21 protein-coding genes are annotated in these 24115 nt (G+C 47.5%); 7 read left to right on the forward strand and 14 right to left on the reverse strand.

Annotated elements, in window-relative coordinates; translation table 11 throughout:
* The first annotated feature begins 101 nt into the window (after nucleotides 1-101).
* From MTO69_RS13210 to ubiK, 4 genes are all read left to right on the forward strand, one after another.
* Nucleotides 102-668 (forward strand): TetR/AcrR family transcriptional regulator, encoded by a 567-nt coding sequence (locus MTO69_RS13210; protein WP_248334476.1) that lies wholly within the window; start codon nucleotides 102-104, stop codon nucleotides 666-668.
* An 18-nt stretch (nucleotides 669-686) separates the two neighbouring features.
* Complete coding sequence (locus MTO69_RS13215) at nucleotides 687-1793, forward strand: efflux RND transporter periplasmic adaptor subunit (RefSeq protein ID WP_248329867.1); 1107 nt, start codon at nucleotides 687-689, stop codon at nucleotides 1791-1793.
* A gap of 11 nt (nucleotides 1794-1804) precedes the next feature.
* The gene (locus MTO69_RS13220; RefSeq protein ID WP_248329869.1) at nucleotides 1805-4927 is read left to right on the forward strand and encodes a multidrug efflux RND transporter permease subunit; all 3123 of its coding nucleotides are present in this window, start codon (nucleotides 1805-1807) and stop codon (nucleotides 4925-4927) included.
* Nucleotides 4928-5078: 151 nt separating this feature from the next.
* Complete coding sequence (gene ubiK / locus MTO69_RS13225; protein ID WP_248329871.1) at nucleotides 5079-5330, forward strand: ubiquinone biosynthesis accessory factor UbiK; 252 nt, start codon at nucleotides 5079-5081, stop codon at nucleotides 5328-5330.
* Nucleotides 5331-5672: 342 nt separating this feature from the next.
* Here ubiK and ilvC read toward each other — a convergent pair whose 3' ends face one another.
* A complete protein-coding gene (ilvC, locus tag MTO69_RS13230; RefSeq protein WP_248329873.1) occupies nucleotides 5673-7157 on the reverse strand; it encodes a ketol-acid reductoisomerase in 1485 nt (494 codons plus the stop codon).
* Nucleotides 7158-7302: 145 nt separating this feature from the next.
* Here ilvC and ilvY point away from each other — a divergent pair, with 145 nt between their 5' ends.
* A complete protein-coding gene (gene ilvY / locus MTO69_RS13235; RefSeq protein ID WP_248329875.1) occupies nucleotides 7303-8193 on the forward strand; it encodes an HTH-type transcriptional activator IlvY in 891 nt (296 codons plus the stop codon).
* Nucleotides 8194-8266: 73 nt separating this feature from the next.
* On the opposite strand, the gene hemN is transcribed toward ilvY, so the two are convergent.
* The 5 genes from hemN to MTO69_RS13260 all read right to left on the reverse strand — a co-directional run bounded on the left by hemN (nucleotide 8267) and on the right by MTO69_RS13260 (nucleotide 12859).
* Nucleotides 8267-9655: an oxygen-independent coproporphyrinogen III oxidase gene (gene hemN / locus MTO69_RS13240; RefSeq protein WP_248329877.1), complete on the reverse strand. Its 1389-nt coding sequence runs from the start codon at nucleotides 9653-9655 to the stop codon at nucleotides 8267-8269.
* Nucleotides 9656-9832: 177 nt separating this feature from the next.
* Complete coding sequence (locus tag MTO69_RS13245) at nucleotides 9833-10321, reverse strand: DUF2489 domain-containing protein (RefSeq protein WP_248329879.1); 489 nt, start codon at nucleotides 10319-10321, stop codon at nucleotides 9833-9835.
* 9 nt (nucleotides 10322-10330) lie between these two features.
* Complete coding sequence (gene yihI / locus MTO69_RS13250) at nucleotides 10331-10891, reverse strand: Der GTPase-activating protein YihI (protein WP_248329881.1); 561 nt, start codon at nucleotides 10889-10891, stop codon at nucleotides 10331-10333.
* Nucleotides 10891-11529: a class I SAM-dependent methyltransferase gene (locus MTO69_RS13255; protein WP_248329883.1), complete on the reverse strand. Its 639-nt coding sequence runs from the start codon at nucleotides 11527-11529 to the stop codon at nucleotides 10891-10893. The genes yihI and MTO69_RS13255 overlap by 1 nt, the downstream gene beginning before the upstream one ends.
* Before the next feature lie 712 nt (nucleotides 11530-12241).
* Nucleotides 12242-12859, reverse strand: coding sequence for a c-type cytochrome (locus tag MTO69_RS13260; protein WP_248329885.1), 618 nt, complete (start codon nucleotides 12857-12859; stop codon nucleotides 12242-12244).
* A 148-nt stretch (nucleotides 12860-13007) separates the two neighbouring features.
* On the opposite strand from MTO69_RS13260, the gene yihA reads away from it, so the two are divergent.
* A complete protein-coding gene (gene yihA / locus MTO69_RS13265) occupies nucleotides 13008-13679 on the forward strand; it encodes a ribosome biogenesis GTP-binding protein YihA/YsxC (RefSeq protein WP_248329887.1) in 672 nt (223 codons plus the stop codon).
* 702 nt (nucleotides 13680-14381) lie between these two features.
* Here yihA and polA read toward each other — a convergent pair.
* From polA to hemB, 3 genes are all read right to left on the reverse strand, one after another.
* On the reverse strand, nucleotides 14382-17177 hold the full coding sequence (gene polA / locus MTO69_RS13270) for a DNA polymerase I (protein ID WP_248329889.1): 2796 nt from the start codon (nucleotides 17175-17177) through the stop codon (nucleotides 14382-14384).
* 604 nt (nucleotides 17178-17781) lie between these two features.
* A complete protein-coding gene (locus tag MTO69_RS13275) occupies nucleotides 17782-18231 on the reverse strand; it encodes a GNAT family N-acetyltransferase (RefSeq protein ID WP_248329891.1) in 450 nt (149 codons plus the stop codon).
* A 57-nt stretch (nucleotides 18232-18288) separates the two neighbouring features.
* Nucleotides 18289-19338, reverse strand: coding sequence for a porphobilinogen synthase (gene hemB, locus MTO69_RS13280; RefSeq protein WP_248334477.1), 1050 nt, complete (start codon nucleotides 19336-19338; stop codon nucleotides 18289-18291).
* Between the two features lie 149 nt (nucleotides 19339-19487).
* Here hemB and MTO69_RS13285 point away from each other — a divergent pair, with 149 nt between their 5' ends.
* A complete protein-coding gene (locus MTO69_RS13285; protein WP_248329892.1) occupies nucleotides 19488-20249 on the forward strand; it encodes a TatD family hydrolase in 762 nt (253 codons plus the stop codon).
* An 82-nt stretch (nucleotides 20250-20331) separates the two neighbouring features.
* Here MTO69_RS13285 and tatC read toward each other — a convergent pair whose 3' ends face one another.
* From tatC to MTO69_RS13310, 5 genes are all read right to left on the reverse strand, one after another.
* Complete coding sequence (gene tatC, locus MTO69_RS13290; RefSeq protein ID WP_248329894.1) at nucleotides 20332-21081, reverse strand: twin-arginine translocase subunit TatC; 750 nt, start codon at nucleotides 21079-21081, stop codon at nucleotides 20332-20334.
* 62 nt (nucleotides 21082-21143) lie between these two features.
* The gene (tatB, locus tag MTO69_RS13295) at nucleotides 21144-21575 is read right to left on the reverse strand and encodes a Sec-independent protein translocase protein TatB (RefSeq protein ID WP_248329896.1); all 432 of its coding nucleotides are present in this window, start codon (nucleotides 21573-21575) and stop codon (nucleotides 21144-21146) included.
* Nucleotides 21576-21578: 3 nt separating this feature from the next.
* Entirely contained in the window at nucleotides 21579-21821 is a 243-nt protein-coding gene (gene tatA, locus MTO69_RS13300; protein ID WP_248329898.1) for a Sec-independent protein translocase subunit TatA, read from the reverse strand.
* A 50-nt stretch (nucleotides 21822-21871) separates the two neighbouring features.
* Entirely contained in the window at nucleotides 21872-23506 is a 1635-nt protein-coding gene (gene ubiB, locus MTO69_RS13305; RefSeq protein WP_248329900.1) for a ubiquinone biosynthesis regulatory protein kinase UbiB, read from the reverse strand.
* Nucleotides 23503-24108 carry a ubiquinone biosynthesis accessory factor UbiJ gene (locus MTO69_RS13310; protein WP_248329902.1) on the reverse strand — a complete coding sequence of 202 codons (606 nt, stop codon included), beginning with the start codon at nucleotides 24106-24108 and terminating at the stop codon, nucleotides 23503-23505. The genes ubiB and MTO69_RS13310 overlap by 4 nt, the downstream gene beginning before the upstream one ends.
* Between the last annotated feature and the right edge of the window lie 7 nt (nucleotides 24109-24115).

Consider the following 24115-nt stretch of genomic DNA (forward strand, 5'->3'; position numbering starts at 1 on the left):
TCTCTGTTTTGTTAATTTTTGTTGCATATGCAAGGGTGACCTACGCTATAATGAATGAACGTTCATTCACAGTCATGCTATGCCAATCTGGGTATCATCCAATGGAAGATAAAAGACAGAAGATTATTGATGCAGCGGAAAAACTGATCGCGGAATCAGGCTTCCATGGCCTATCAATGCATAAGCTAGCCAAAACAGCAGGGGTTGCAGCAGGAACGATTTATCGCTACTTCGCTGATAAAGAAGACTTGTTACAACAAGTGCGTTTAACCGTTTGTCAACGCAACGCTGAGATCATTCAGCGTGGCGTTGATGAGAATATGCCTTTAAAACAAAGGTTTCGCAAAATGTGGTTAAACATTTTTGACCATTCAGGGTCGAACATTGAGCTGTTTAAAAACCGTGCCCAGTACGACTCTTTGCCTTGTGTGCGTAGCCATGAGACCAAAGAAGTCGAGCGAAAAATGTTTCACAAGGTAGACAAAATGTTTACCCAAGGTCGTGAACAGGGCGTATTCAAACCTTTAGACAATCCGGTTCTAGCAGCACTGAGTTTAGAAGTCAGTGTCACTTTGGCCCGTAAACAATCTCTCGGATATTACCAACTGGATCAAGACGCGATTGAAGCCGCGATCGAAGCCAGTTGGGATGCGATTATAAAACACTAAGTTGGAGTTCTAGTCAGAATGAAAAAGTGGACCTTTTTTATGCTACTTATCGCGGTACTGCTATTTGGCAGCGTGATAGGTTTCAACCTATTCAAGCAGCAGAAAATCGCTGAGTACATGGCAAACCGACCTGAGCCTGAGTTTCCGGTCACAGTAACCACTGTTGATGCCGTAGATTGGGTGCCTGTGATTGAGGCAATCGGCTTTATCGAGCCAAACCAAGGGGTCACCGTTGCCAATGAAACCAGCGGCGTGATTGACAAAATTGCCTTTGATTCAGGTACACAAGTGCAAAAGGGCCAGCCTTTAGTATTGCTCGACTCTGAAGTAGAAAAAGCCAACCTAAAGAGTGCAGAAGCCAAACTGCCTGCTGCTGAAGCTAAATATAAGCGCTATCAAGGCTTGTACACTAAAGGCTCTATCTCTAAAGAAGCTTACGACGAAGCAGAAGCGAACTACTTCTCACTGAAAGCCGATATCGAGAGCCTGAAAGCCGCAATTGATCGCCGTGAGATTAAAGCCCCATTCGATGGTGTTGTGGGTATTCGTAATGTCTATTTGGGCCAATACTTACAATCGGGCACCGACATCGTACGCCTAGAGGATACCAGCGTAATGCGTCTACGCTTTACCGTTCCTCAAACGGATATTTCTCGTATCTCGATGGGTCAAGACGTCGATATTTTTGTCGATGCCTACCCTGAAAAAGCGTTCAAAGGCTCAATCTCAGCCATTGAACCTGCGGTTAACATCCAAAGTGGTCTGATTCAGGTGCAAGCTGACATTCCAAACAGCGATGGTCAGCTACGTAGTGGTATGTTTGCACGTGCCAACATCATCCTGCCTAAGCTTGAAAACCAAGTGACTCTGCCGCAGACCGCGATCACCTTTACTCTATATGGTGACAATGTTTACATCGTCAAAGAAGAGAATGGTGAAAAACGCGTGATCCAGCAAGTGGTGAAAGTCGGTGAACGTACGCAAGATATCGCCCACATCCTTGAAGGTGTGAATCCAGGTGATGTGGTGGTGACTTCAGGTCAAGTACGTCTAAGTAACCAAGCAAAAGTTCGTGTAGTAGAAAGCGATGCAACTACTCCACCCGCTGAAACACCAATGCTGTAACTGGAGGCCTCATGCGCTTTACTGATGTTTTTATTAAACGTCCGGTTTTAGCGGTATCGATCAGCTTTTTGATTGCTCTGCTTGGTTTACAAGCGATCTTCAAAATGCAGGTCCGTGAATACCCTGAAATGACCAATACGGTAGTGACGGTTTCAACCAGTTACTACGGCGCCAGTGCAGACTTGATCCAAGGCTTTATTACTCAGCCTCTGGAGCAAGCCGTCGCGCAAGCGGACAATATTGATTACATGACTTCTCAATCGGTTTTGGGTAAATCCACCATCACCGTCAATATGAAGTTAAACACCGACCCTAACGCTGCTTTGTCGGACGTGCTGGCTAAGACTAACTCGGTGCGCTCTCAGCTTCCAAAAGAAGCGGAAGACCCGACGGTAACTATGTCTACCGGTTCGACCACAGCGGTACTTTACATTGGCTTTACCAGTGATGAACTCTCTTCGAGCCAAATCACGGATTATCTAGAACGCGTGATCAACCCACAGTTGTTTACGGTTAACGGTGTGTCTAAAGTCGACCTCTACGGTGGTATGAAATACGCCCTGCGCATCTGGCTCGATCCGGCAAAGATGGCCGCGCTTAACCTAACCGCGACCGATGTGATGGGCGTATTAAACGCCAACAACTATCAGTCGGCGACAGGTCAAGCCATCGGTGAATTCGTTCTCTACAACGGTAGCGCCGATACGCAAGTATCCAACGTTGATGAGCTGTCGAACTTAGTGATCAGCAGTGATGAAGGTGATGTTACCCGCTTAAGTGATATCGCTAAAGTAACTTTAGAGAAGAGTCACGATGTCTACCGCGCCAGCGCCAATGGCCAGGAAGCGGTGGTCGCAGCGATTAACGCCGCACCAAGCGCCAACCCGATTAACATTGCCGCTGATGTACTTGAGCTACTGCCTCAGCTTGAGCGTAACCTGCCAAGTACCATCAAGATGAACGTGATGTATGACTCTACCATCGCGATCAATGAGTCGATTAATGAAGTCATCAAAACCATCGTAGAAGCGGCATTGATCGTACTGGTGGTGATCACCTTGTTCCTGGGTTCATTCCGCGCGGTACTGATCCCTATTGTGACCATCCCCTTATCGCTGATTGGTGTGGCGATGGTGATGCAGGCAATGGGCTTTTCTTGGAACCTGATGACGCTACTGGCGATGGTTCTAGCCATCGGTCTTGTAGTAGATGATGCGATCGTTGTTCTTGAGAACGTCGACCGCCATATCAAGCTCGGCGAATCGCCATTCCGCGCCGCGATCATCGGTACCCGTGAAATCGCCGTTCCGGTTATTGCTATGACGCTGACACTCGGTGCGGTATATGCGCCGATTGCGTTAATGGGTGGGATCACTGGCTCACTGTTCAAAGAGTTTGCCTTAACCCTAGCGGGTTCAGTGTTTGTTTCTGGCATCGTGGCCCTGACTCTCTCGCCAATGATGTGTTCAAAAATGCTTAAGGCCAATGAAGCACCAAGCAAGTTTGAGCAGAAGGTGCACCATGTCCTCGATGGCATGACTAACCGTTACGCGAAGATGCTTGAAGCCGTGATGCAACGCCGCCCTGTGGTGATTGGTTTTGCGATTATCGTATTTGCCAGCCTGCCAATGCTGTTCAAGTTCATCCCAAGTGAACTGGCACCGTCGGAAGATAAAGGCGTGGTCATGCTATTGGGTACCGCCCCGTCTAACGCAAACTTAGACTTCATGCAAAACACCATGAACGACGTCAATGCGATTCTGTCTGATCAGCCAGAAGTCGCTTTTGCCCAGGTATTTACCGGGGTGCCCAACTCGAACCAGGCGTTTGGTATTGCCTCTATGGTGCCGTGGAGCGAGCGCGAAGCCAGCCAGTCTGAAGTAGCAAACCGTGTCGGTGGCTTAGTCAGTAACGTGCCGGGCATGGCGGTAACGGCATTCCAGATGCCAGAGCTTCCAGGTGCGGGCTCAGGTCTGCCGATTCAGTTTGTTATCACTACGCCAAATGCGTTTGAGAGCTTGTTCTCTATCGCAACCGACGTGCTGACCGAAGTGAAGTCGAGCCCGATGTTTGTCTATTCCGACCTGGATCTGAACTACGATTCAGCGACGATGAAAATCAACATCGACAAAGACAAAGCCGGTGCATACGGTGTGACCATGCAAGATATTGGTATCACGCTGAGTACTATGATGGCAGACGGTTACGTTAACCGTATCGACCTTAACGGCCGCTCTTATGAGGTTATTCCTCAGGTTGAACGCAAGTGGCGTTTGAATCCAGAATCGATGAATAACTACTACGTGCGCAGTGCGAATGGCAAAGCTGTTCCATTGGGTAGTTTGATTACCATCGATGTGGTGGCAGAGCCTCGCTCTCTTCCTCACTTTAACCAGCTTAACTCAGCAACCGTCGGCGCGGTGCCAGCACCGGGCACGGCCATGGGTGATGCTATTAACTGGTTTGAAGGGATTGCCGCCGAGAAACTGCCAAGTGGTTACAACCATGACTACATGGGTGAAGCGCGTCAGTATGTCACTGAAGGTAGCGCACTATACGCAACCTTTGGTCTTGCATTGGCGATCATCTTCCTAGTTCTGGCGATTCAGTTTGAATCGGTGAAAGATCCACTGGTCATCATGGTGTCAGTACCACTCGCAATTTGCGGTGCCCTGATTGCGCTAGCTTGGGGTGCAGCAACGATGAACATCTACTCTCAGGTAGGCCTCATCACGCTGGTTGGTCTGATTACCAAACACGGTATCCTGATCTGTGAAGTGGCGAAAGAAGAGCAGTTACATAACAAACTCGGCAAAACAGAAGCGGTCATGGAAGCGGCGAAAGTTCGTCTACGCCCTATCCTAATGACCACAGCAGCCATGATTGCTGGTCTTATCCCGCTGATGTACGCAAGTGGTGCTGGTGCAGCGCAGCGCTTTAGTATCGGTATTGTCATCGTTGCGGGTCTGGCAATCGGTACTATCTTTACTCTGTTTGTACTGCCGGTGATTTACAGCTACCTAGCGGAAAAACACAAGCCACTGCCAATCTTTGTCGAAGACAAGGAGTTGGAAAAACTGGCTCGTGCTGATGAAGCCAAAGCAGCTTGTCGAGAAATCGCCGACAATCGATAGCCCAACAGATAGTTAATAGGTAAAAGGTCACTTCGGTGACCTTTTTTTTGCCCTACTTGCTGATGGTCGCTTCGAAATTTTGCTATCCAACTAGCGACTTTCGCGTATCAATTACATAGAATGAGGACAAATTGAAAGGAGTTTTAGTCACATGTTTGACCCAAAGAAACTAGAGCAAATCGCTAAACAAATTCACGATTCTATGCCTGCGCCAGTAAAAGAGCTAGGTGCAGACGTCGACCAAAAAGTTCGCCAAGTCATTCAAGGTCAGCTTAACAAGCTCGACGTGGTTAGCCGTGAAGAGTTTGATGTGCAAACCCAAGTATTGCTGCGCACTCGTCAGAAGCTGACCGAGATGGAAGCCAAGCTGGCGGATCTAGAAGCGAAGCTTGCTGACAAATAAGCGAGAAGCGAAGCGTTCTAGATTCTAGCAGGACGAAGTCCGCTCTCGTATCTCGAAGATTAGCGTTAAAAAAAAGGCCTGGTCAACGGTGACCAGGCCTTTTGCTTAGATGTTGTGTCTTATTTTGTATTTATTGACCCCAGTCTATCTGGAGTTCTGACTGCTTTGCTTTAACGCAATTTCGCAGATTGTATATTCGAAGCTAAGAGATTAAGTCCCTTAAACAAATTGCGAAGAATTAGGTCTTCACAGCTAAGAGCTTAAGTCCGCGGAGGTAACACGGAGTTTGCGCTAGCAAATGAGTATTACCGACAAAGAAATTAAGCTCATTAGCGAAGAAGATTAGCCGCCTACCGCGATGTTCTTCATATCCGTCATGTACCCACGCAGCTCCTCACCGATGTACTCTACTGGGTGGTTACGGATAGTGTCATTTACTGCGATTAGTGTAGCGTTATCCACTTGGTTAGACGTTTCACCTAGACCTTTACCTATCACGTCGGTGCTCACGTTTGGCATGAACTTCTCGCGAAGTAGCGGCGTCGCAACGTTAGCAAATAGGTAGTTACCGTATTCTGCTGTGTCTGAGATAACCACGTTCATTTCGTACAAACGCTTACGGGCAACGGTGTTGGCGATAAGTGGTAGCTCGTGTAGCGACTCGTAGTATGCAGATTCATCGATAATGCCTGATGCAGTCATCGCTTCAAACGCAAGCTCAACACCCGCGCGAACCATAGCAACCATTAGGATACCGTTGTCGAAGTACTCTTGCTCAGAGATTTCTACGTTTGTTTCTGGGTAGTTTTCAAACGCCGTTTCACCAGTTTCTGCGCGCCAGCCCAGTAGATTCGCATCGTCGTTTGCCCAGTCTGCCATCATGGTGCTTGAGAAGTGACCAGAGATAATGTCATCCATGTGCTTGTTGTACAGTGGACGCATCAGCTCTTTTAGCTCTTCCGATAACTCAAATGCTTTGATTTTCGCTGGATTTGATAGGCGGTCCATCATGTGGGTGATACCACCAAATTTCAGTGCTTCAGTAATGGTTTCCCAACCATATTGTAGAAGTTTACCTGCATAGCCTGGGTCGATACCTTCAGCCACCATCTTCTCGTAAGAAACGATAGAACCAGCTTGTAGCATGCCACATAGGATAGTTTGCTCACCCATTAGGTCAGATTTCACTTCTGCAACGAATGAAGACTCTAGACAACCCGCACGGTGACCACCTGTACCTGCCGCCCATGCTTTGGCGATATCCCAACCTTCACCTTTTGGATCGTTCTCTGGGTGAACAGCGATAAGTGTTGGAACGCCAAAGCCACGCTTATACTCTTCACGTACTTCTGTACCTGGACACTTAGGTGCAACCATCACCACGGTTAGGTCTTTACGGATTTGCATACCTTCTTCAACCACGTTGAAGCCGTGTGAGTAACCCAGTGCAGCACCTTCTTTCATTAGCGGCATAACGGTTTCAACCACGTTAGTGTGCTGCTTATCTGGAGTCAGGTTGATCACTAGGTCTGCGCTAGGAATTAGCTTTTCGTAGCTGTCTACTTCAAAACCGTTCTCTTTTGCGTTTTTGTATGACTGACGTTGCTCGTCAATCGCCGCTTGGCGTAGTGCATATGCCACATCTAGGCCAGAGTCACGCATGTTCAGACCTTGGTTTAGGCCTTGAGCGCCACAACCAACGATGACAATCTTCTTACCTTTTAAGTAATCCGCTTCAGTCGCGAATTCGCTGCGGTCCATAAAACGACAGCGACCCAATTGGTCTAGCTGCTCACGTAGGTTTAAAGTGTTGAAATAGTTAGCCATTAGGGCGCTCCTTTAAAGAATTTTTCCGTTGAGGTCGGTCGCTTGCAGACCGAATGAGTTCATACTAAAACAGGTATTTAATTGCTTAAAGTGATATATTCACAATTAGTAATTGCAATTAATGCAACAAGGATATGACCCTTTCATGAACATTAAATGTCTGCAGTTGTTCATTCATCTGTGTGATAGTAAGAGCTTCGCCAAAACGGCCTCGGCGATGCACATCAGCCCGTCGGCGCTCAGCCGTCAAATACAAAAGCTCGAAAGCGATAACGGCCAAATGCTGTTTGTGCGCGACAATCGAAGTGTCGAGTTGACCCCTGCGGCGAAAAAGTTGTTGCCAGTCGCGCTGAAAATAGTTGGAGAATGGCAAAACTACCACTCTCAGCTCAAAGGTCAGGAGCAGGAATTAAAAGGCGAGATTCGCTTGTTCTGTTCGGTGACAGCCAGTTACAGTCATCTTCCCGAACTGCTTTCAGAGTTTCGTCTCCAGCACCCATTTATCGAATTTAAACTCTCAACCGGAGACCCAGCTCAAGCGATTGAAAAGGTACTGGCCGATGAAGTCGATATCGCCATCTCGGCAAAACCGGAACAACTGCCAGCGCGAATCGAGTTTGAAACCATTAGTGAGATCCCTCTCTCTGTCATCGCACCATTAGGGGTGAGCAACTTTGCTCAGGAGCTGCAGAAAGAAAAGCCGGATTGGTCGTCGATTCCCTTTATTGTCCCTGAGTCAGGTACCGCGCGAGAGCGGGCTAACGCTTGGTTTAAGGCGATGAAGATAAAACCAACCATTTATGCACAAGTGTCTGGTCATGAGGCGATTGCCAGTATGGTGGCATTAGGCTGTGGGGTAGGCATTGCCCCCGATGTGGTGATCAATAACAGCCCAGTGAAAGAGAAAATTCAGCGTCTTAAAGTTGCTTCGATTAAGCCGTTTAAACTCGGCGTGTGCTGCAAGCGCTCTCAGCTAGATAACCCGCTGGTCAAAGCGTTATGGGATACCGCCCACGATACCTATATCGCCCCATAACCTTAGTGCCAGAAACAACAAAGCCACCGTTTTCAGTACAGAGAAAAATGGTGGCTTCAAGTTCGATGAAAATTTAGATAACGCGAGAGAACTGCTGCTGCCTAGCCTTCGCTCTTAAGTACTTATCAAAGCACATACAGATATTGCGAATCAGCAGACGGCCACGCAGTGTGACGCGAATTTGTCTATCATCGACCTCTACCAACTGGTCGTTAATAAAAGTCTGTAGCAGCTCTAAGTCTTGTTTAAAGTAGTCGTTGAACGTCACATTAAATTCAGACTCAATCGCCATTTTGTCGAGCTTAAAGTTACAGATAAGCTGCTTGATCACTTCACGTCGTAGTAAGTCATCACTATCTAGCGCTACCCCTTTCCATAAAGCATGACGTTGGTCGTTAACTTGAGCGTAGTACTTTTTCAGCTCTTTCTGATTCTGAGCGTAAGCATCGCCAATCATAGAGATAGCCGACACCCCAAACCCAATGAGATCTGCTTCTCCTTGAGTCGTGTAACCTTGGAAGTTTCGATGCAGTACGCCATTGCGCTGCGCGACGGCGAGCTCGTCGTCAGGGAGGGCAAAGTGGTCCATGCCGATAAACTGATACCCAGCCTCAGTCAGTGTGGTGATCGTGTCTTGCAGAATCGCCATTTTTTCTTCGGCTACAGGCAGATCGTCGTCTTTAATTTTACGCTGCGCAGCAAACAGTTGCGGCATGTGAGCGTAGTTAAATACCGACAAGCGACCCGGCGTCATCTCCAGAACTTGCTTGAGTGTCTCAGCAAACGACTGTTTGGTTTGCTTTGGCAGACCATAGATAAGATCTAAGTTGGTCGAACGAAAGCCCAGCTGTTTAGCCCGTTCCACCATGGCAAAGATAAACGCTTCATCCTGCTCACGGTTGACCAGCTTTTGTACTTCTTTGTTGAAGTCCTGAACCCCAATGCTCAAACGGTTGAAGCCTTCTCCACGCAAGTGATCCAACATATCTAACTCAATTTCACGTGGGTCGACTTCAATACTGATTTCAGCATCAGCTTCAAAGTAGAACTCACCACGTAAGATCGCCATCAAACGGCTGATTTGCGCCTTAGACAAGAAGGTCGGCGTACCGCCACCAAAGTGCAGTTGCGTGACTTTGCGCTCTTGGAGCAGTGCCGCACGAGTACGAATTTCTAGCTCAAGCACATCAAGGTATTCATCAGCCTTGTGTGAGTGACGAGTAATGACCTTGTTGCAGCCACAGTAGTAACAAAGCTTGTGGCAAAACGGGATATGGATGTAGAGCGACAGCGGCCTATCTGGATACTGAGTACAAGCCATATCATAGTCAGCAACGGTAAAGGCTTCATGAAACTCTAGCGCCGTCGGGTACGAGGTATAGCGAGGACCGGAATAGTTGTACTTATCTAGAATGGCTTGATCCCAGACGATTTGCTGGCTTGCGACGACAGGCTGCGACATGTTGGTATTTCCGTTTGAGCTATGGGGCTTATTCAGGCGTTTGGCGCCATTGTAATTAGCGGGCTATTTTGCCACACCTCGCTCGCGCAGGCGGTGAGACAAGTAACTTTTTGAGGAGCAATACTCAGATTTGCTAGCTCGATCACTCCTGCCTAAACAGGAGCGAATCAAGCACACTTAGACCATTTGAATCGTGATCTGGTTATTGAGGGGCTGAACTTTTTTCTGCAGACGTTTAAGCTCTTCGATGATGGCCTCTTGAAGTCGAGACTCGGCTTTGTGGCGCTCAAGGTTTTGCTTCATCCGCTCTTTTTTCGCCAGCTTCTGTCGCTCCTCGCCACGCGCCATATCTTTCACGATATGGAACAGCTCTGAGGTGGCCGGAAACTCTTGTTCAAAATCGACTCGCTGCTCACCTTGCACATAGTCCATGATGTTGTAGAGACGAATACTGATTTCCGACAAATCACACTGTTCTTGAATGCCTGCTAAGCACAATACGTGGACACTCTCGAAGATGTTGGCGTTGCGCTTTTCAATCGCCAACTTTTGGTATTGCTGCTGCAATTCCTTTTGCTTCTTGAGTTGCAGCAGAAGGTAACCTGCATAAGAAGCTAAGCCCAAAATAATGACGCCGCCTATAATGACTAATAAGGTTACATTCATACTGTCTCATTACCCTTTAAATTGGTTCAGATCCAACGATTCGAACTGAGATAGAAGCTCGTCGTCAGAGTCCACTTTCTTGGCAGACTTCTTCGATGAAGCCGGGGCAACTACCTCTTGCTCCTCGTCTTGTTCTGGCTCTTCTTCATAAAGACCCAGTTGTTTCATCAGAACTTCGATTCGCGCTAACTTCTCATCAACGTACTTTTGTAGGCCAGAACCTAGGTGATCGCCATTTTCTAAGCGATCAAGTAGCACATTGAGCTGAGCATCATTTTCGAGCATCTCGAGTTCTTTCTCTGCGTTAATACGACGTTCTGCCTTAGTTGGTTTCTTCGCCGACTCAACAATGAGAGGAATTTTCTTTTTGCTCCCCAAACGCGGGTCACGCTGTTGCCCAGACGTTTGCTGCTTTGCTGTTTTCGCATCTGAGTTACGGTTACCCGTTTTTAACCCTTTGCGTTTTTTATCCTTTTTACGCAAACGACCTTCTACATCTGCTTGTGTGCGGTTACGTACCACGACGATATCGCCGTTACCGCCTGATCTCGATTTCTTACTACGGCTCATTACTGGGCTTTCCTCAGTAAAATTACATCATTACCAATAAATTCAAGCTCGAGCTGATCCCGCTCTGCCAGGTATTGAAACGTTGCGCGACTAAAAAAGATCACGTGAGTCGGATCATTTTTATAGTGCCAGTTCGCAAATGCGTCCACATCAATAACCATCTTAGTCATAAGACCAATCCAGCCACCTGGCTTAACCAAATTTAACCATTGCTGCCACACACGGTCCGGCTCATATAAGTGCTCGATCACCTCGGTGGCAGTGATGAAATCATACGACGTCTCTAACACTTGTTTATCTGGGTGATAGTAGATGTCGTACAAGCTCATCGTGTGTCCCTGCTCTTGCAACATTAGTGATAATGTTGGACCGGGCCCACAACCAAAATCTAACCCTTGAGAGTGTGGGTCAATGCGCTCCAAGATTGGTTGACTTAACCGAGACAGAAACCGTCGGTAACCAACATCACTGGGGTCATTGTCATGCAAATCGTAGTGTGCTTTCTCTTGCGCCGCATCCAGACGCTGATCTGGATTGACGAACACCAACTCACACTGCCGGCACTGGAGATAGTCGCGACGCTTGTCTGCAAAATAGTGCTCAGTGTCGATGCTTTGACATAATGGGCAATTGTGCATGATTACATCCTCAAACAGGGATGCGAAACATACCAGAAACTCAGCTCAGAGTGGAGTGTTATTGTGCAAACAATCACCAATTATAGAAAATTAACCATAAAAAAAGCGATAGAGTAACTCTATCGCTTTCTAAATGCCGTTTGGCAAAACTGTGTTGTACACATAGGTGTACCCCAATAGTCCTTTTGTTTTTCGCGCTTTCCCTGCAAAAGGTGTTGTTTGTCACCGTCCTGGTGAATTTTGGCTTTCCATTGACTTCCTGTGGTCTGGGCTAGTCCTTAACCTGATCCTTTGCGCTGTCTTAAACCATTAGACAAGTTGACCATCCGTATCGAGTCAACGTCCTGCTGACCCTGCTCCATTTGTTCGACCGAGTATCCTTTACTCGCATCCTTGGTAGACGTCCTAGTCTGAAATCCCTGATCAGCGCCCTGCCGATGTGTCCACTTTAACTGGCTGCTGATTGGATGCAATCCATTACAGACAAAAAGTAGACAATTTTTTCAACACTATTTTGTTACCTCTAGCTTTCAATAAGTTAGGTTCAAGCCTAAGGAAAAAAAGAAACAAAGTATGGACGATCTCTTACAACGCAATGAGCAAGATTGCTCGGCTGAACGCACAGCCATTCGTAAGCAAGCGCACATGAAAAAGCCCAAACAATGGTTTGGGCTTTTTCATTACAACTTATGCTCGAACGGATAGGTAGGGCTTAGTGCAGGCCACCAACGTATTTAGAAAGAGTATCGATATCTTCATCAGTCAGCTTTTTAGCGATATCACGCATCATTGCATTCATATCGTTTTCACGAGTACCTGAGCGGAACTTTTCTAGCTGAGCTTTGATGTAGTCGGCGTGCTGACCCGAGATTTTAGGGAATCCTGAAAGCTCTGTGCCGTTGCCGCGCGGACCATGACAAGCGATACAAGCCGTTAAACCACGCTCTGCATCACCAGCGGTATAAAGAGCCTTACCCTGCTCTACCACGTTTTCAGGCGTTGAGTTGCTAGAGATAGGCAAAGAGGCATAGTAAGCAGCGAGATCTTTCATATCTTGCTCTGACAGTGGCATAGCCATACCACTCATTACTGGGTCGTAACGACCTTGCTTACCATTGCTAGTCATCCCTAGTTTGAAGTCGTTAAGCTGCTTTTCAATATACTTAGCATGCTGACCTGCAATTTTAGGGTACATAGCGAGTTGACTGTTGCCATCAGCACCGTGGCAGGCAACACAAGTTTGGGATTTTGCTTTACCAGCTTCAATGCTGCCTTGGGCCCACACAGAGCAGCTGGCTAAAAGACTCAAGATTAGCGCTAATTTCTTCATGACATTCCATTATAATTATCAAGCTTCCGGTACCACTCTGCGTTCACACTCATGGTACAATAGGCGACCTTATGCCGAGCACGGTTATTTTACACAATTTCACAAAAAAGTAATCAATCGACTACACAAAGTCGAGATGGAGTTAACAGTGAGCGTAAAAATTCATTATCAAAACACGCATTTCATCACCAGTGCACCTGATATTCGTCACTTGCCTGAAGATGAAGGTATCGAAGTTGCGTTTGCAGGGCGCTCCAACGCGGGTAAATCTAGCTCTCTTAACCGATTGACCAACCAGCGCAATTTAGCCAAAACCAGTAAAACACCTGGTCGTACTCAGCTGATCAACTTATTTAAGGTGACCGACGGCTGTCACATTGTCGATTTACCCGGCTACGGCTTTGCCCAAGTGCCAATGGAAATGAAGAAGAAGTGGCAAAAGTCGCTCGGTGAGTACTTGCAGAAACGCCAGTGTTTAAAAGGGTTGGTGGTATTAATGGATATTCGTCATCCAATGAAAGACCTCGACCAACAACTGATTTTTTGGGCAGTGGACAGCGGTATCCCAGTCCAAGTGTTGCTGACCAAAGCAGACAAACTGAAAAGTGGTGCGCGTAAAGCACAAGTGTTAAAGATCAAGAAAGATGCAGTCGGGTTTGGCGGTGATGTCAGCGTCGCAGCCTTCTCTTCATTGAAAGGCATTGGCGTCGACGTGCTACGTAACAAGCTTGATGAGTGGTTTGCGCCAGCACTGGCCGCACAACTCACTGAAGAGGTCACGCAACAAGAGCAACTTGATGACAACGCCGCAGCAGAATAAGCACAGCGATAAATAACAGAGCCCTGATGCGTCGGGGCTTTTTTACGTCGCTAGAAAATAAGAGCCCCACCTTCCTGGCGGGGCAACGGGAGAGAAATCATCGTTATTAGTTATTATGCGCTAATGGTCATCGATTCAGCTCGTGAAATCAATAGCCTAGCGCAGCCGCAGCAAACCCTTCCCGCCTGCTCAAATAAAAATATAACTCTCTAATTTTTATACACTTAGCCATCATAAATCACCGAAAGCTTGTTTTTGCTCGCTTTGATTATCCATTCGAAATAACTAAAGTGTGATTGGTATAAAGTTACAAATTTTTGCAAAATTACAAACGACGCGGTTCACGCCTCGGGAAAGATGCACTGGAAATGGGGGCGAAATAATGCGGGAAATATGGCTGGGAAAATTTTGCTTCGCCCAATAAAAAACGCCCCAGTCAAAAGCTGACTGGGGCGGCTGAATCAGCCTAATCCAATAACGTGAAACAAAAGGTCTGAAAGATAGAACATCTTACCTCTGTACCCTACGTCGATTAATGTACAACAATTGGTCAGAAATGAAAACCATTTTTGTAGTTTTTTTTCATTAAAATTTTATTAAACTACACCAAGCACTTATTGCCACTAACTTTTTTAGATATAAAAAAAAGCCAGCGTTTGTGCACTGGCTCATGTTATTTCTCTGTTTCAGTTGGAATTTTGTCTAGTGCGCCTGATCCCAGTTATCTCCGTGACCAGCCTCAGCGACGAGTGGCACGTCAAGCTCAGCGGCAGACTCCATCAATTGTTGTACTTTACTTTCAATTTCGGCTAAAGCTGACTCTTGAACTTCAAAAACCAGCTCATCGTGCACCTGCATCAGTAACTTAACTCGGCCATCGCCCTCTTGTTGGATCCATTGATCCACCAGCAGCATCGCCTTTTTAATGATATCGGCGGCTGTACCTTGCATCGGCGCATTGATCGCGGCACGTTCAGCAGCTTTGCGACGCATCCCATTGCGCGATTTAATTTCCGGTAAGTGCAAACGACGACCAAAAATGGTCTCGACATAGCCCTGCTCAGCAGCAGCGCTTCGCGTATCTTCCATGTACTGCATCACCCCTGGGTAACGCTCGAAGTAGGTGTCCATATACTGCTGTGCTTCACCACGCGGAATGCCTAGCTGCTTGGCCAAACCAAACGCGCTCATACCGTAGATAAGACCAAAGTTCACCGCCTTAGCTCGGCGGCGCTGCTCACTGGTCACTTGGTCAATATCGACACCGATGATTTCTGCGGCAGTAGCGGCGTGAATGTCTTTGCCTTGCTGGAAGGCCTCAAGCAGTGCTTTATCCCCCGACAAGTGCGCCATAATACGCAGCTCAATTTGCGAGTAGTCGACAGCCATGATTTTGAAACCATGTGGCGCAACAAATGCCTGACGAATCCGGCGTCCCTCTTCGTTGCGAATTGGAATGTTCTGCAAGTTTGGATCGGTGGATGATAAACGCCCGGTGGCTGTCACCGCTTGATGATAAGAGGTGTGCACTCGGCCTGTCTCTGGATTAATCATCTTCGGCAGCTTATCGGTGTAAGTCGACTTCAGTTTAGCCAGACCGCGATATTCCAAAATCAGCTTAGGTAGCGGATAGTCGAGCGCCAGCTCCTGCAACACTTCTTCGTTGGTCGATGGGGTGCCAGATGGAGTTTTCTTAACAACAGGCAGGCCCATTTTTTCAAATAGAATCGCTTGAAGCTGCTTAGGCGAGTTCATATTGAACTCTTGCTCGGCCACTTCGTAGGCCTGCTGCTCAAGTTCATCAAGACGTTTCGCAATTTCTTGTGATTGCGCAGCGAGCTTCATGTCATCAATCAGCACGCCCGTGCGTTCAATGCGCGACAATACCGGCACGAGAGGCATCTCAATGTTCTCATACACCGCTTTCAGCTTTTCATCCTGCTCGATGTTTTCCATCAAACGGTGATGCAAGCGCAATGTGACATCGGCATCTTCGGCCGCATAAGGAGCCGCTTCATCCAACTCAATTTGATTGAAGGTCAGTTGCTTTTTGCCTTTGCCCGCGATCTGTTCAAAGGAGATGCAGCTATGTTGAAGGAAGCGGAGCGCTAAGCTATCCATGTCGTGTTTGCCGCCAACGCTATTGTAAACGTAGGAGGCCAACATGGTGTCATGCTTGATGCCTTTCATCTCGATACCGTAGCGTGCGAGCACACTGGCGTCGTATTTGAGGTTTTGCCCAACTTTCGCTTGGTTTTCATCTTCCAAGATAGGCGTCAGTTGCTGAAGAACCCAATCACGATCGAGTTGCTGCGGCGCATCCAAATAATCATGCGCCACCGGCACGTAAGCCGCTTCGCCTTCTTGAGTAGCAAAAGACACCCCGACCAGGTTTGCCACCATATAATCGAGGCTATCGGTTTCAGTATCAAAGGCAAAGACGTCGGCAGCTTTGAGCTTATCCAGCCAAGTGGTAAACGTCTGCTGATCGAGAATGGTTTGGTACTGGCTCCGGTCAATATTGACCGCCGATACATTCAGCTCCGGGGCCTTAGTCGTGGTGTTAGATGAGCGCATCGCCCCTGACTTTTCGTCGGCTTCAACCACACCAGTTCCACCTTCAAGCAGCTCGTTAAGCCAAGATTTGAACACCAGCTCACCGTAAAGCTTCACCAGTTCATCTTTATTTGGAACGGATTTAACCAGCTCTTGGTAGCTTTGCTCGAGCTCCACATCCAACTTGATGGTCGCTAACTCATAAGACATCATGGCGTTGTCTTTATTGTCGATCAGTTTCTTCGCCATGGCCTTCGAGCCGCGGAAGCCCAATCCAGCGATGTCATCCAGATTTTGATAGATGTCTTCTAAGCTACCAATACCTTGCAACAACGCAGTAGCGGTTTTGTCACCGACGCCAGGAACGCCCGGAATGTTATCAACCTTATCACCCATCAAGGCCAAGTAATCGATGATAAGCTCTGGAGGAATGCCAAACTTCTCAATCACCCCTTCACGGTCTAGCACTACATTGGTCATGGTGTTGATCAGGGTAATGTTGTCATCGACCAGCTGCGCCATATCCTTGTCACCAGTGCTGATCAGCACAGGGACACCATTTTGCGACGCTTGGTGAGCCAGAGTGCCAATCACATCATCCGCTTCAACACCCGGTACACAGATCAACGGCAAGCCCATTGCTCGAATGACGTTGTGCAATGGCTCGATTTGACAACGCAGATCATCCGGCATCGGTGGACGGTTAGCTTTGTATTCAGGAAACATTTCATCTCGGAAGGTTTTTCCTTTGGCATCAAACACCACCGCAACTCGATCAGATGCAAATTGACGCATCATGCTGCGCAGCATGTTTACCACGCCATACACCGCGTTAGTCGGAATATCACCGTTGCTCATGGTGCCAGGGTAGGCATGAAAAGCGCGATAAAGGTAAGAAGAGCCGTCGATCAGAATTAACGGATTATCAGGAATATGAGCCATAGTCTTTACGTATCCAAAGAAAATGCAAAAAGATCTGCTTAGGATGCCATGACTGACTCAGTGAATCCATTTTAACTCTTGATGGGTTACTCACATATTTGTTGCTTTTCACACCAGCCTCACCCTCCAACTGTGGATAACTCTGTTTATAGTATTTACCCACAGGATATTAATTCCCTGCCATTTCTGCTCTACCCTACTTTAAATAGCTGTTTTTAATCAATTTAATTATTGATCGATCAGGCAGAGATCGATCCGTGTTTGATCCTGGATTGTGGAAAAGACTATTGGTGTCCTTTTGTTCATTGCCAAATCGTAGACATAAAAAAAGCGACATCTTTCGATGTCGCCTAGCAAAAAAGGGCCAAAGCAATTTCATAAAGAGCTGCTTTGCCATAAAGCTATAAATTACACTGGAAGCAATGTGAGCAATGTCGTGTCAAAAAGAATTCGTGCAAGCTCTCAGTCATGCACTCGACCAATTCATTGATGAAACTGGCTGTGCACGTCCTTGTGAACTTCTCTCATTCCCTAAGACGAGATAAATAATAACCATTCTCATTTAATTGGTCAACAGTTAAATGAGAAAAAGTCTCATTTAATTTTATTGCTCACTACTCATCTGCTTTACAAAGTGAATTCGGCTTTCCTCTAGCGGCTGTTTTGGCTCAAATTTTTCGATCATATAACCATTACGTAGCAGCAAGCGCAGCATAGATGGAAACTGATTGCGAGATTTCACCTTGAGCTGTCGATACCCTTGCTCTCTCACCCATCGCTCTTGAATCTCAAGTAACTGTTGGGCAACGCCTTTGTTGCGTGCCAGTGATGAGACTCCACCAAACCAGCTGTAGAAGGTGTTGTCATCTAGCTGATAGCCAATTTTGAATCCGAGCAGGTTATCGCCTTGTTTCGCTACCTGAATCAAAGAGCGGACTTTCCCTTCGAGACGGGCAGATAAGCTTTCAACCGTTTCTTTATGTGCAAATTCTTTAATCTGCTGTACCACTTGGACACACTCTTCCAAGCTTCCTTCACGATAGATGATGGTCACGATTTCTCTCCAAAACAAAAAAGCTGGCAAATGCCAGCTTTTCACCAAACACTCAGTTTACTCTTCGTTTACTTTTAGGAAGGTGGCCGCTTGGGCATTGTCTTCTGCCAGCCACTCGGCCACATCTTTAGCAAAGTAGGTTAAGATGCCGTCAGCACCCGCACGTTTAAAGCATAGTAGTGACTCCAGAACGGTATCGCGCTCTTTAAGCCAGCCGTTAGCAAATGCGGCTTTGTGCATCGCATACTCACCCGACACTTGGTAAGCAAACGTCGGTACTTCCAGTTCTGACTTCACGCGGCGAACAATATCAAGGTATGGCATACCCGGCTTCACCATCACCATGTCTGCACCTTCATTAATGTCCATCGCGACTTCATGAATCGCTTCATCGCTGTTAGCCGGATCCATTTGGTAGTTCTTCTTGTTACCACCTTTTAGGTTGGCCGCACTGCCGACCGCATCACGGAATGGTCCGTAGTAACAGGAAGCGTATTTGGCCGAATACGCCATAATTTGGGTATTGATATGCCCGGCTTGTTCGAGCGCTTTACGGATTTCACCAATACGACCATCCATCATATCCGACGGCGCCACCACATCCGCCCCCGCTTCTGCATGTGACAAAGCTTGCTTAACTAAAACCTTAGTAGTTTCGTCGTTAAGCACGTAACCCTCTTCATCGATAATGCCGTCTTGACCGTGGGTCGTGAAAGGATCCAGTGCAACGTCAGTGATGACACCGATTTCAGGGATATGCTCTTTGAGCGCACGTACCGCACGCTGAACTAAACCTTCTGGATTGTAGGCTTCTGCTGCACAGACACTCTTCGCATCTTGATTCACCACAGGAAATAGAGCAATCGCTGGTACACCTAACTGCGCAAGGTATTGTGCCTCTTCGAGCATTAAATCAATCGACAAACGCTCAATGCCCGGCATAGACTCAACGCTTTCGCGACGATCCTTGCCCATCAAAATAAACATAGGGTAGATAAGATCATTCACCGATAATTGGTTTTCAGCCATTAAACGGCGGCTAAAGTCATGTTTACGTAGACGACGCATACGACGGCCAGGGAATTGACCTTGAATCGATACTGACACTCTATTCTCCTTGTCTGGTGAAAGTGCTTGGGTTTGCATAATATCACTCCACATCAACGACGCTAGCAACAACGTCGAAAAATGCAAAAAATGACCCAAGGCTCACACTGCCGTATACTAGCGCTTCACTATCAAGCAAGAGATTGACCATGATTGATACCCACGCACACATTTACGCTAATGAGTTTGATAACGACCGAGAAGAGGTGGTTCAACGCGCTCTAGCGCAAGGCGTCGAACAGATTCTGCTGCCCAATATCGACTTGGAGTCGATTGAACCTATGTTGGCGACTGAAGCTCAGTTTCCTCAAGTGTGCCGCTCTATGATGGGCCTTCATCCTTGCTACGTTGATGGCAATGTCAAACATAGCCTAGAGGTCATTCATTCTTGGTTTGCTAAGCACAACTTTATCGCGGTGGGTGAAATCGGCATCGACTTGTATTGGGATAAAACCTATAGAGCAGAGCAAGAAATGGCCTTTGTCACTCAGCTCAACTGGGCCAAAGAGCTGCAACTGCCGGTAGTGATTCATACTCGTGACTCCATTCAAGAGACCCTCGCACTGCTGAGCAAGGAGCAAAATGGCACCCTCTCCGGTGTGTTTCACTGTTTCGGCGGGAGCCTAGAGGAAGCCAAGGCGATCAATGATTTGGGTTTTCACTTAGGGCTCGGCGGTGTGTCGACATTTAAAAACGGCGGGATGGACAAGGTTATTCCTCACCTTGATATGGATTACGTGATCTTGGAAACCGACTGCCCCTACCTCGCTCCTGTTCCTCACCGCGGCAAGCGCAATGAACCTGCCTATACCTCGCTTGTGGCTCAGCGCGTGGCCGACTTAAGAGACATGACTATCGAGCAAGTTGACACAATGACCACCCAGAATGCGAAAACCTTGTTTCGCCTGTGATTCGCGAAGTCTATCTGACCGATAAAAAACGGGGTTGATAGTCCACTATCAACCCCGTTTTTTGTACCGTTCAATCAAAGCGCTACTCTTCGACGCTATCCTCACTGTCATCTTTACGCACATAGAAACGCGCAAAGAACAAACCCACTTCAAACAGTAAACACATCGGAATCGCCAGCAGTGTTTGTGAAATCATATCGGGCGGCGTTAACATCATACCGACGACAAAGGCGCCCACCACGATATAAGGCCGCTTTTCACTCAGGCTCTTTGGATCAGTGGCGCCCGTCCAACACAGCAAGATAATCGCCACTGGCACCTCGAAGGCGATACCAAAGGCAAGAAACAGCGCCAGCACAAAATCAAGATAACTGGATATGTCGGTGGCAAACTCGACGCCACCTAACGAGATCGCGGTAAAAAAGCCAAACACCAATGGGAAAACCACGAAGTAGGCAAAAGCGACACCACAATAAAACAGCAGCGAGCTGGAAAACATCAGTGGCATGATCAACCGGCGTTCATGTTTGTAGAGGCCTGGAGCAACAAACGCCCAAACTTGATACAAGATAAACGGCACCGCTAGAAAAATAGAGGCGACTAAGGTTAGCTTCAACGGGGTAAAGAAGGGGGATGCGACATCGGTGGCAATCATAGTCGCGCCTTCTGGTAGCCTTTCTACCAAAGGTGCGGAGATAAACTCATAGATATCATTGGCAAAATAGATCAGCCCGAGAAATACCACCAACACTGCGACAATCGCACGCAATAAGCGGTTTCGTAACTCAAGTAGATGGCTGATCAAAGGCTGTGTCTGCTCAACAGAAGACATGTAAACCTCTATTCTAGAAGATCAAAAAGGAGCTACCGATGTGCAGCTCCTCCTAAACGAGACTATTCGGCTTTTTTATCAGCCTGCGGGGCTGACTGAGTGTTTATACTCTCAACAGCGCCCACGGAATCATTGGCATTTGAAGTCGACTCAACCGTTTCGTTGGCCTCCTCAGCACTGTTCGTCGGCGTATCACTTTTATTCGCGTAAGGACGCTGAACATCTTGCGCAGCTTGCTTGAGCTGTTCCACTGAAGAACGAAGCTCAGGAGATAAATCTTCCATCCCCATTTGCTCAGCTTTACGCAAATTATCCTGCAGCTCTTGTACCTTTAGCTCGTGTGAAAGCTCATCTTTGACACTGTTTGCCATATTCTTAGCGGCGCCAATAAACTTAGAGACACTGCGAATAGCATGAGGCAAACGCTCAGGGCCAAGGACCACTAGCCCGACGACAGAGATCAATACCAGTTCCCAAAAACCGATATCAAACACAATCTATGCCTGCTCTTTGTCTTTCTTAGTTTCAGCAGTGGCGTCCGTTTTCTGCTGCTCTACCGCTTTTGGCTCAAAGTCTGCGTCTTTCTTGTCTTTGTCCGACTCATCTTCGCTCATGGCTTTCTTAAAGCCTTTAACAGCACCACCTAGATCGCCACCAATGCCACGCAGCTTTTTCGTACCAAACAGCAGCACAACAATCACGGCAATAATCAAGAGTTGCCAAATACTAATACCACCCATTCTTTTTACCTCGGGTCTTATTAAACAAATTTATTTCAAGAGTTTAACGCCTATTGGCGGTAAGCTCGCCAACTAAGCAACCAAAATGTGACCCCGCCGAAAGCGCTCGCCAACGAAAGTTGCTCATAGGTGCTGTTGACCAATATTGCCGAGCATACGACTAATGTGGCCCCGACACCAAATAAAAATTTCCCGGTCGCCTGCTGCCGCTTGGTCGAGCGATAGCCTTGATAAAGCTGATCAATGCGTTGGTTCATCATTTTACCCTGACGCAGACTGTCGTACAGCAACTCAGGAAGCTCAGGAAGTTTCTCGGCCCAAAAGGGTGCTCGATCTTTCACTGCATTGATGACGGCCTTTGGCCCCACTTGATTCATCATCCACTCTTCAAGGAATGGCTTAGCGGTTTCCCACAAGTCTAATTGCGGATACAACTGACGACCTAGCCCTTCGACATAGAGTAAAGTTTTTTGCAGCAACACTAACTGCGGCTGCACTTCCATATTAAAGCGACGCGCGGTATTGAATAAGTTCAGTAACACGTGACCGAATGAAATTTCGCAAAGCGGCTTAGCAAAAATCGGCTCACAAACAATACGGATTGCGAACTCAAATTCATCCACATTGGTTTCACGTGGAACCCAGCCAGATTCAACATGCAATTCCGCCACCCGGCGGTAATCTCGGTTGAAGAAGGCTAAAAAGTTTTCTGCCAAATAGCGCTTATCTTCACTGTTTAGGGTGCCGACAATACCGCAATCCAAGCCAATCCAGCGCGGATTTTCTGGGTGCTGTGGCTCAACAAACACATTGCCCGGGTGCATATCGGCATGAAAAAAGCTGTCGCGGAATACCTGAGTGAAAAATACACTCACGCCACGTTCAGCCAAGAGTTTCATGTTGGTGCCGTTAGCCACCAGCCCCTCGATGTCAGAAACTTGGATGCCATATATTCGCTCAGAAACCATGACAGTTTTATTACTGAAATCGGTAATCACTTCCGGAACATACAGTTCCTCGCTGCCTTCGAAGTTGCGTCTTAGCTGAATCGCATTGGCCGCTTCACGCCTTAAGTCGAGTTCATCAAGCAGTGTTTTTTCATACTCTCTCACCACCTCAACCGGCTTTAGGCGACGGGCTTCAGGTAGCGCTTTGGCAACAATACGCGCCATTCGGTACATCAACTTAAGGTCGGCATCGATCACCGGACGAATATCGGGACGAATAACCTTTAACACCACTTCTTGGTTGGTCGATTTAAGTCGAGCGGTGTGCACTTGCGCTATCGAAGCGGAGGCCAGTGGCTCAATATCAAAGTCATCAAACCAGGTTTCTAATGGTCCGCCTAGCGCTTGTTCGATCTGCTGTTTGGCCAGTTGGCCATCGAAAGGCGACACCTGATCTTGCAATAGCGCCAGCGGATCAGCGATGTGCTCTGGAAATAGATCGCGGCGCGTCGACATCATCTGACCAAACTTAATCCATACCGGACCAAGCTCCTGCAAGGCTAAGCGCAGGCGATCCCCTAGCGGCTTGTCCGCGTGTTTATTGCGAATCCAAAACAGGCTTTTTCGCGCCAATAGTGGCGCTTTGGTCAGTTGGTGAGTAGGCAGCAGTTCATCAAGGCCATACTCTAATTGCACGCGAATAATATGATAGAGACGACGCAATTCGGTTAATGTCATGCGCGCTCCAGTAACTGATTGAGGCGCGCCTCTACACGTGCGGCTTGGCTTTTCACTTCATCGACTTGATCGCAAAAATAGGCCACTTCGAGTGGTGGAGGTGCCATTCGCCACTCCTCAGTCACCGCTTGGGCCAAGTGACTTTGCTGCTTACGCCACTCACTTTTCACACCGTCGACCATGGTTTTCGCCCCCTGTACTAGGGTGTGCGCCACCACATCTCCCGTGGCGCGCGATAACCACTCTTCAATATCCGGTTTACAGTCGCTCATCAGTTGGGAAAACTTCTGCGCCAATTGAATATCCCCCTCTAACACCAGCTTATCTTGTTTGATTAGCTTGGTAATATTGGATTGATCGCGCAGCTCTGGCAGTACAGAGAGATTCAAGGATAAGTAGCAATCAGGTTGACCTTCATAGTGGGCCAATACGTCGATTTGCTGACTGAAGATAAAGGTCAGGGTTTTGTTGACCTCTTTGAGATGGACTTGAATCACCTGACCTTTTAAGCGCGCCAAACGACGTCCCAGCTCTGGGTCGTCTTTGATCAAGGTATTCAAGGTTGTCTCAACAACAGCAGTGACAAGTGGTTCAAACGGCATAGCAACT

It is taken from the genome of Vibrio sinaloensis (genome assembly GCF_023195835.1).
Lineage (GTDB): Bacteria > Pseudomonadota > Gammaproteobacteria > Enterobacterales > Vibrionaceae > Vibrio > Vibrio sinaloensis_C.

What these genes read in the sequence shown, in the direction of transcription:
- MTO69_RS13210 (WP_248334476.1), top strand. Translation starts at nt 102, where the DNA reads ATGGAAGATAAAAGACAGAAGATTATTGATGCAGCGGAAAAACTGATC.
- MTO69_RS13215 (WP_248329867.1), top strand. Translation starts at nt 687, where the DNA reads ATGAAAAAGTGGACCTTTTTTATGCTACTTATCGCGGTACTGCTATTT.
- MTO69_RS13220 (WP_248329869.1), top strand. Translation starts at nt 1,805, where the DNA reads ATGCGCTTTACTGATGTTTTTATTAAACGTCCGGTTTTAGCGGTATCG.
- ubiK (WP_248329871.1), top strand. Translation starts at nt 5,079, where the DNA reads ATGTTTGACCCAAAGAAACTAGAGCAAATCGCTAAACAAATTCACGAT.
- ilvC (WP_248329873.1), bottom strand. Translation starts at nt 7,157, where the DNA reads ATGGCTAACTATTTCAACACTTTAAACCTACGTGAGCAGCTAGACCAA.
- ilvY (WP_248329875.1), top strand. Translation starts at nt 7,303, where the DNA reads ATGAACATTAAATGTCTGCAGTTGTTCATTCATCTGTGTGATAGTAAG.
- hemN (WP_248329877.1), bottom strand. Translation starts at nt 9,655, where the DNA reads ATGTCGCAGCCTGTCGTCGCAAGCCAGCAAATCGTCTGGGATCAAGCC.
- MTO69_RS13245 (WP_248329879.1), bottom strand. Translation starts at nt 10,321, where the DNA reads ATGAATGTAACCTTATTAGTCATTATAGGCGGCGTCATTATTTTGGGC.
- yihI (WP_248329881.1), bottom strand. Translation starts at nt 10,891, where the DNA reads ATGAGCCGTAGTAAGAAATCGAGATCAGGCGGTAACGGCGATATCGTC.
- MTO69_RS13255 (WP_248329883.1), bottom strand. Translation starts at nt 11,529, where the DNA reads ATGCACAATTGCCCATTATGTCAAAGCATCGACACTGAGCACTATTTT.
- MTO69_RS13260 (WP_248329885.1), bottom strand. Translation starts at nt 12,859, where the DNA reads ATGAAGAAATTAGCGCTAATCTTGAGTCTTTTAGCCAGCTGCTCTGTG.
- polA (WP_248329889.1), bottom strand. Translation starts at nt 17,177, where the DNA reads ATGGCTCATATTCCTGATAATCCGTTAATTCTGATCGACGGCTCTTCT.
- MTO69_RS13285 (WP_248329892.1), top strand. Translation starts at nt 19,488, where the DNA reads ATGATTGATACCCACGCACACATTTACGCTAATGAGTTTGATAACGAC.
- tatC (WP_248329894.1), bottom strand. Translation starts at nt 21,081, where the DNA reads ATGTCTTCTGTTGAGCAGACACAGCCTTTGATCAGCCATCTACTTGAG.
- tatA (WP_248329898.1), bottom strand. Translation starts at nt 21,821, where the DNA reads ATGGGTGGTATTAGTATTTGGCAACTCTTGATTATTGCCGTGATTGTT.
- ubiB (WP_248329900.1), bottom strand. Translation starts at nt 23,506, where the DNA reads ATGACATTAACCGAATTGCGTCGTCTCTATCATATTATTCGCGTGCAA.
- MTO69_RS13310 (WP_248329902.1), bottom strand. Translation starts at nt 24,108, where the DNA reads ATGCCGTTTGAACCACTTGTCACTGCTGTTGTTGAGACAACCTTGAAT.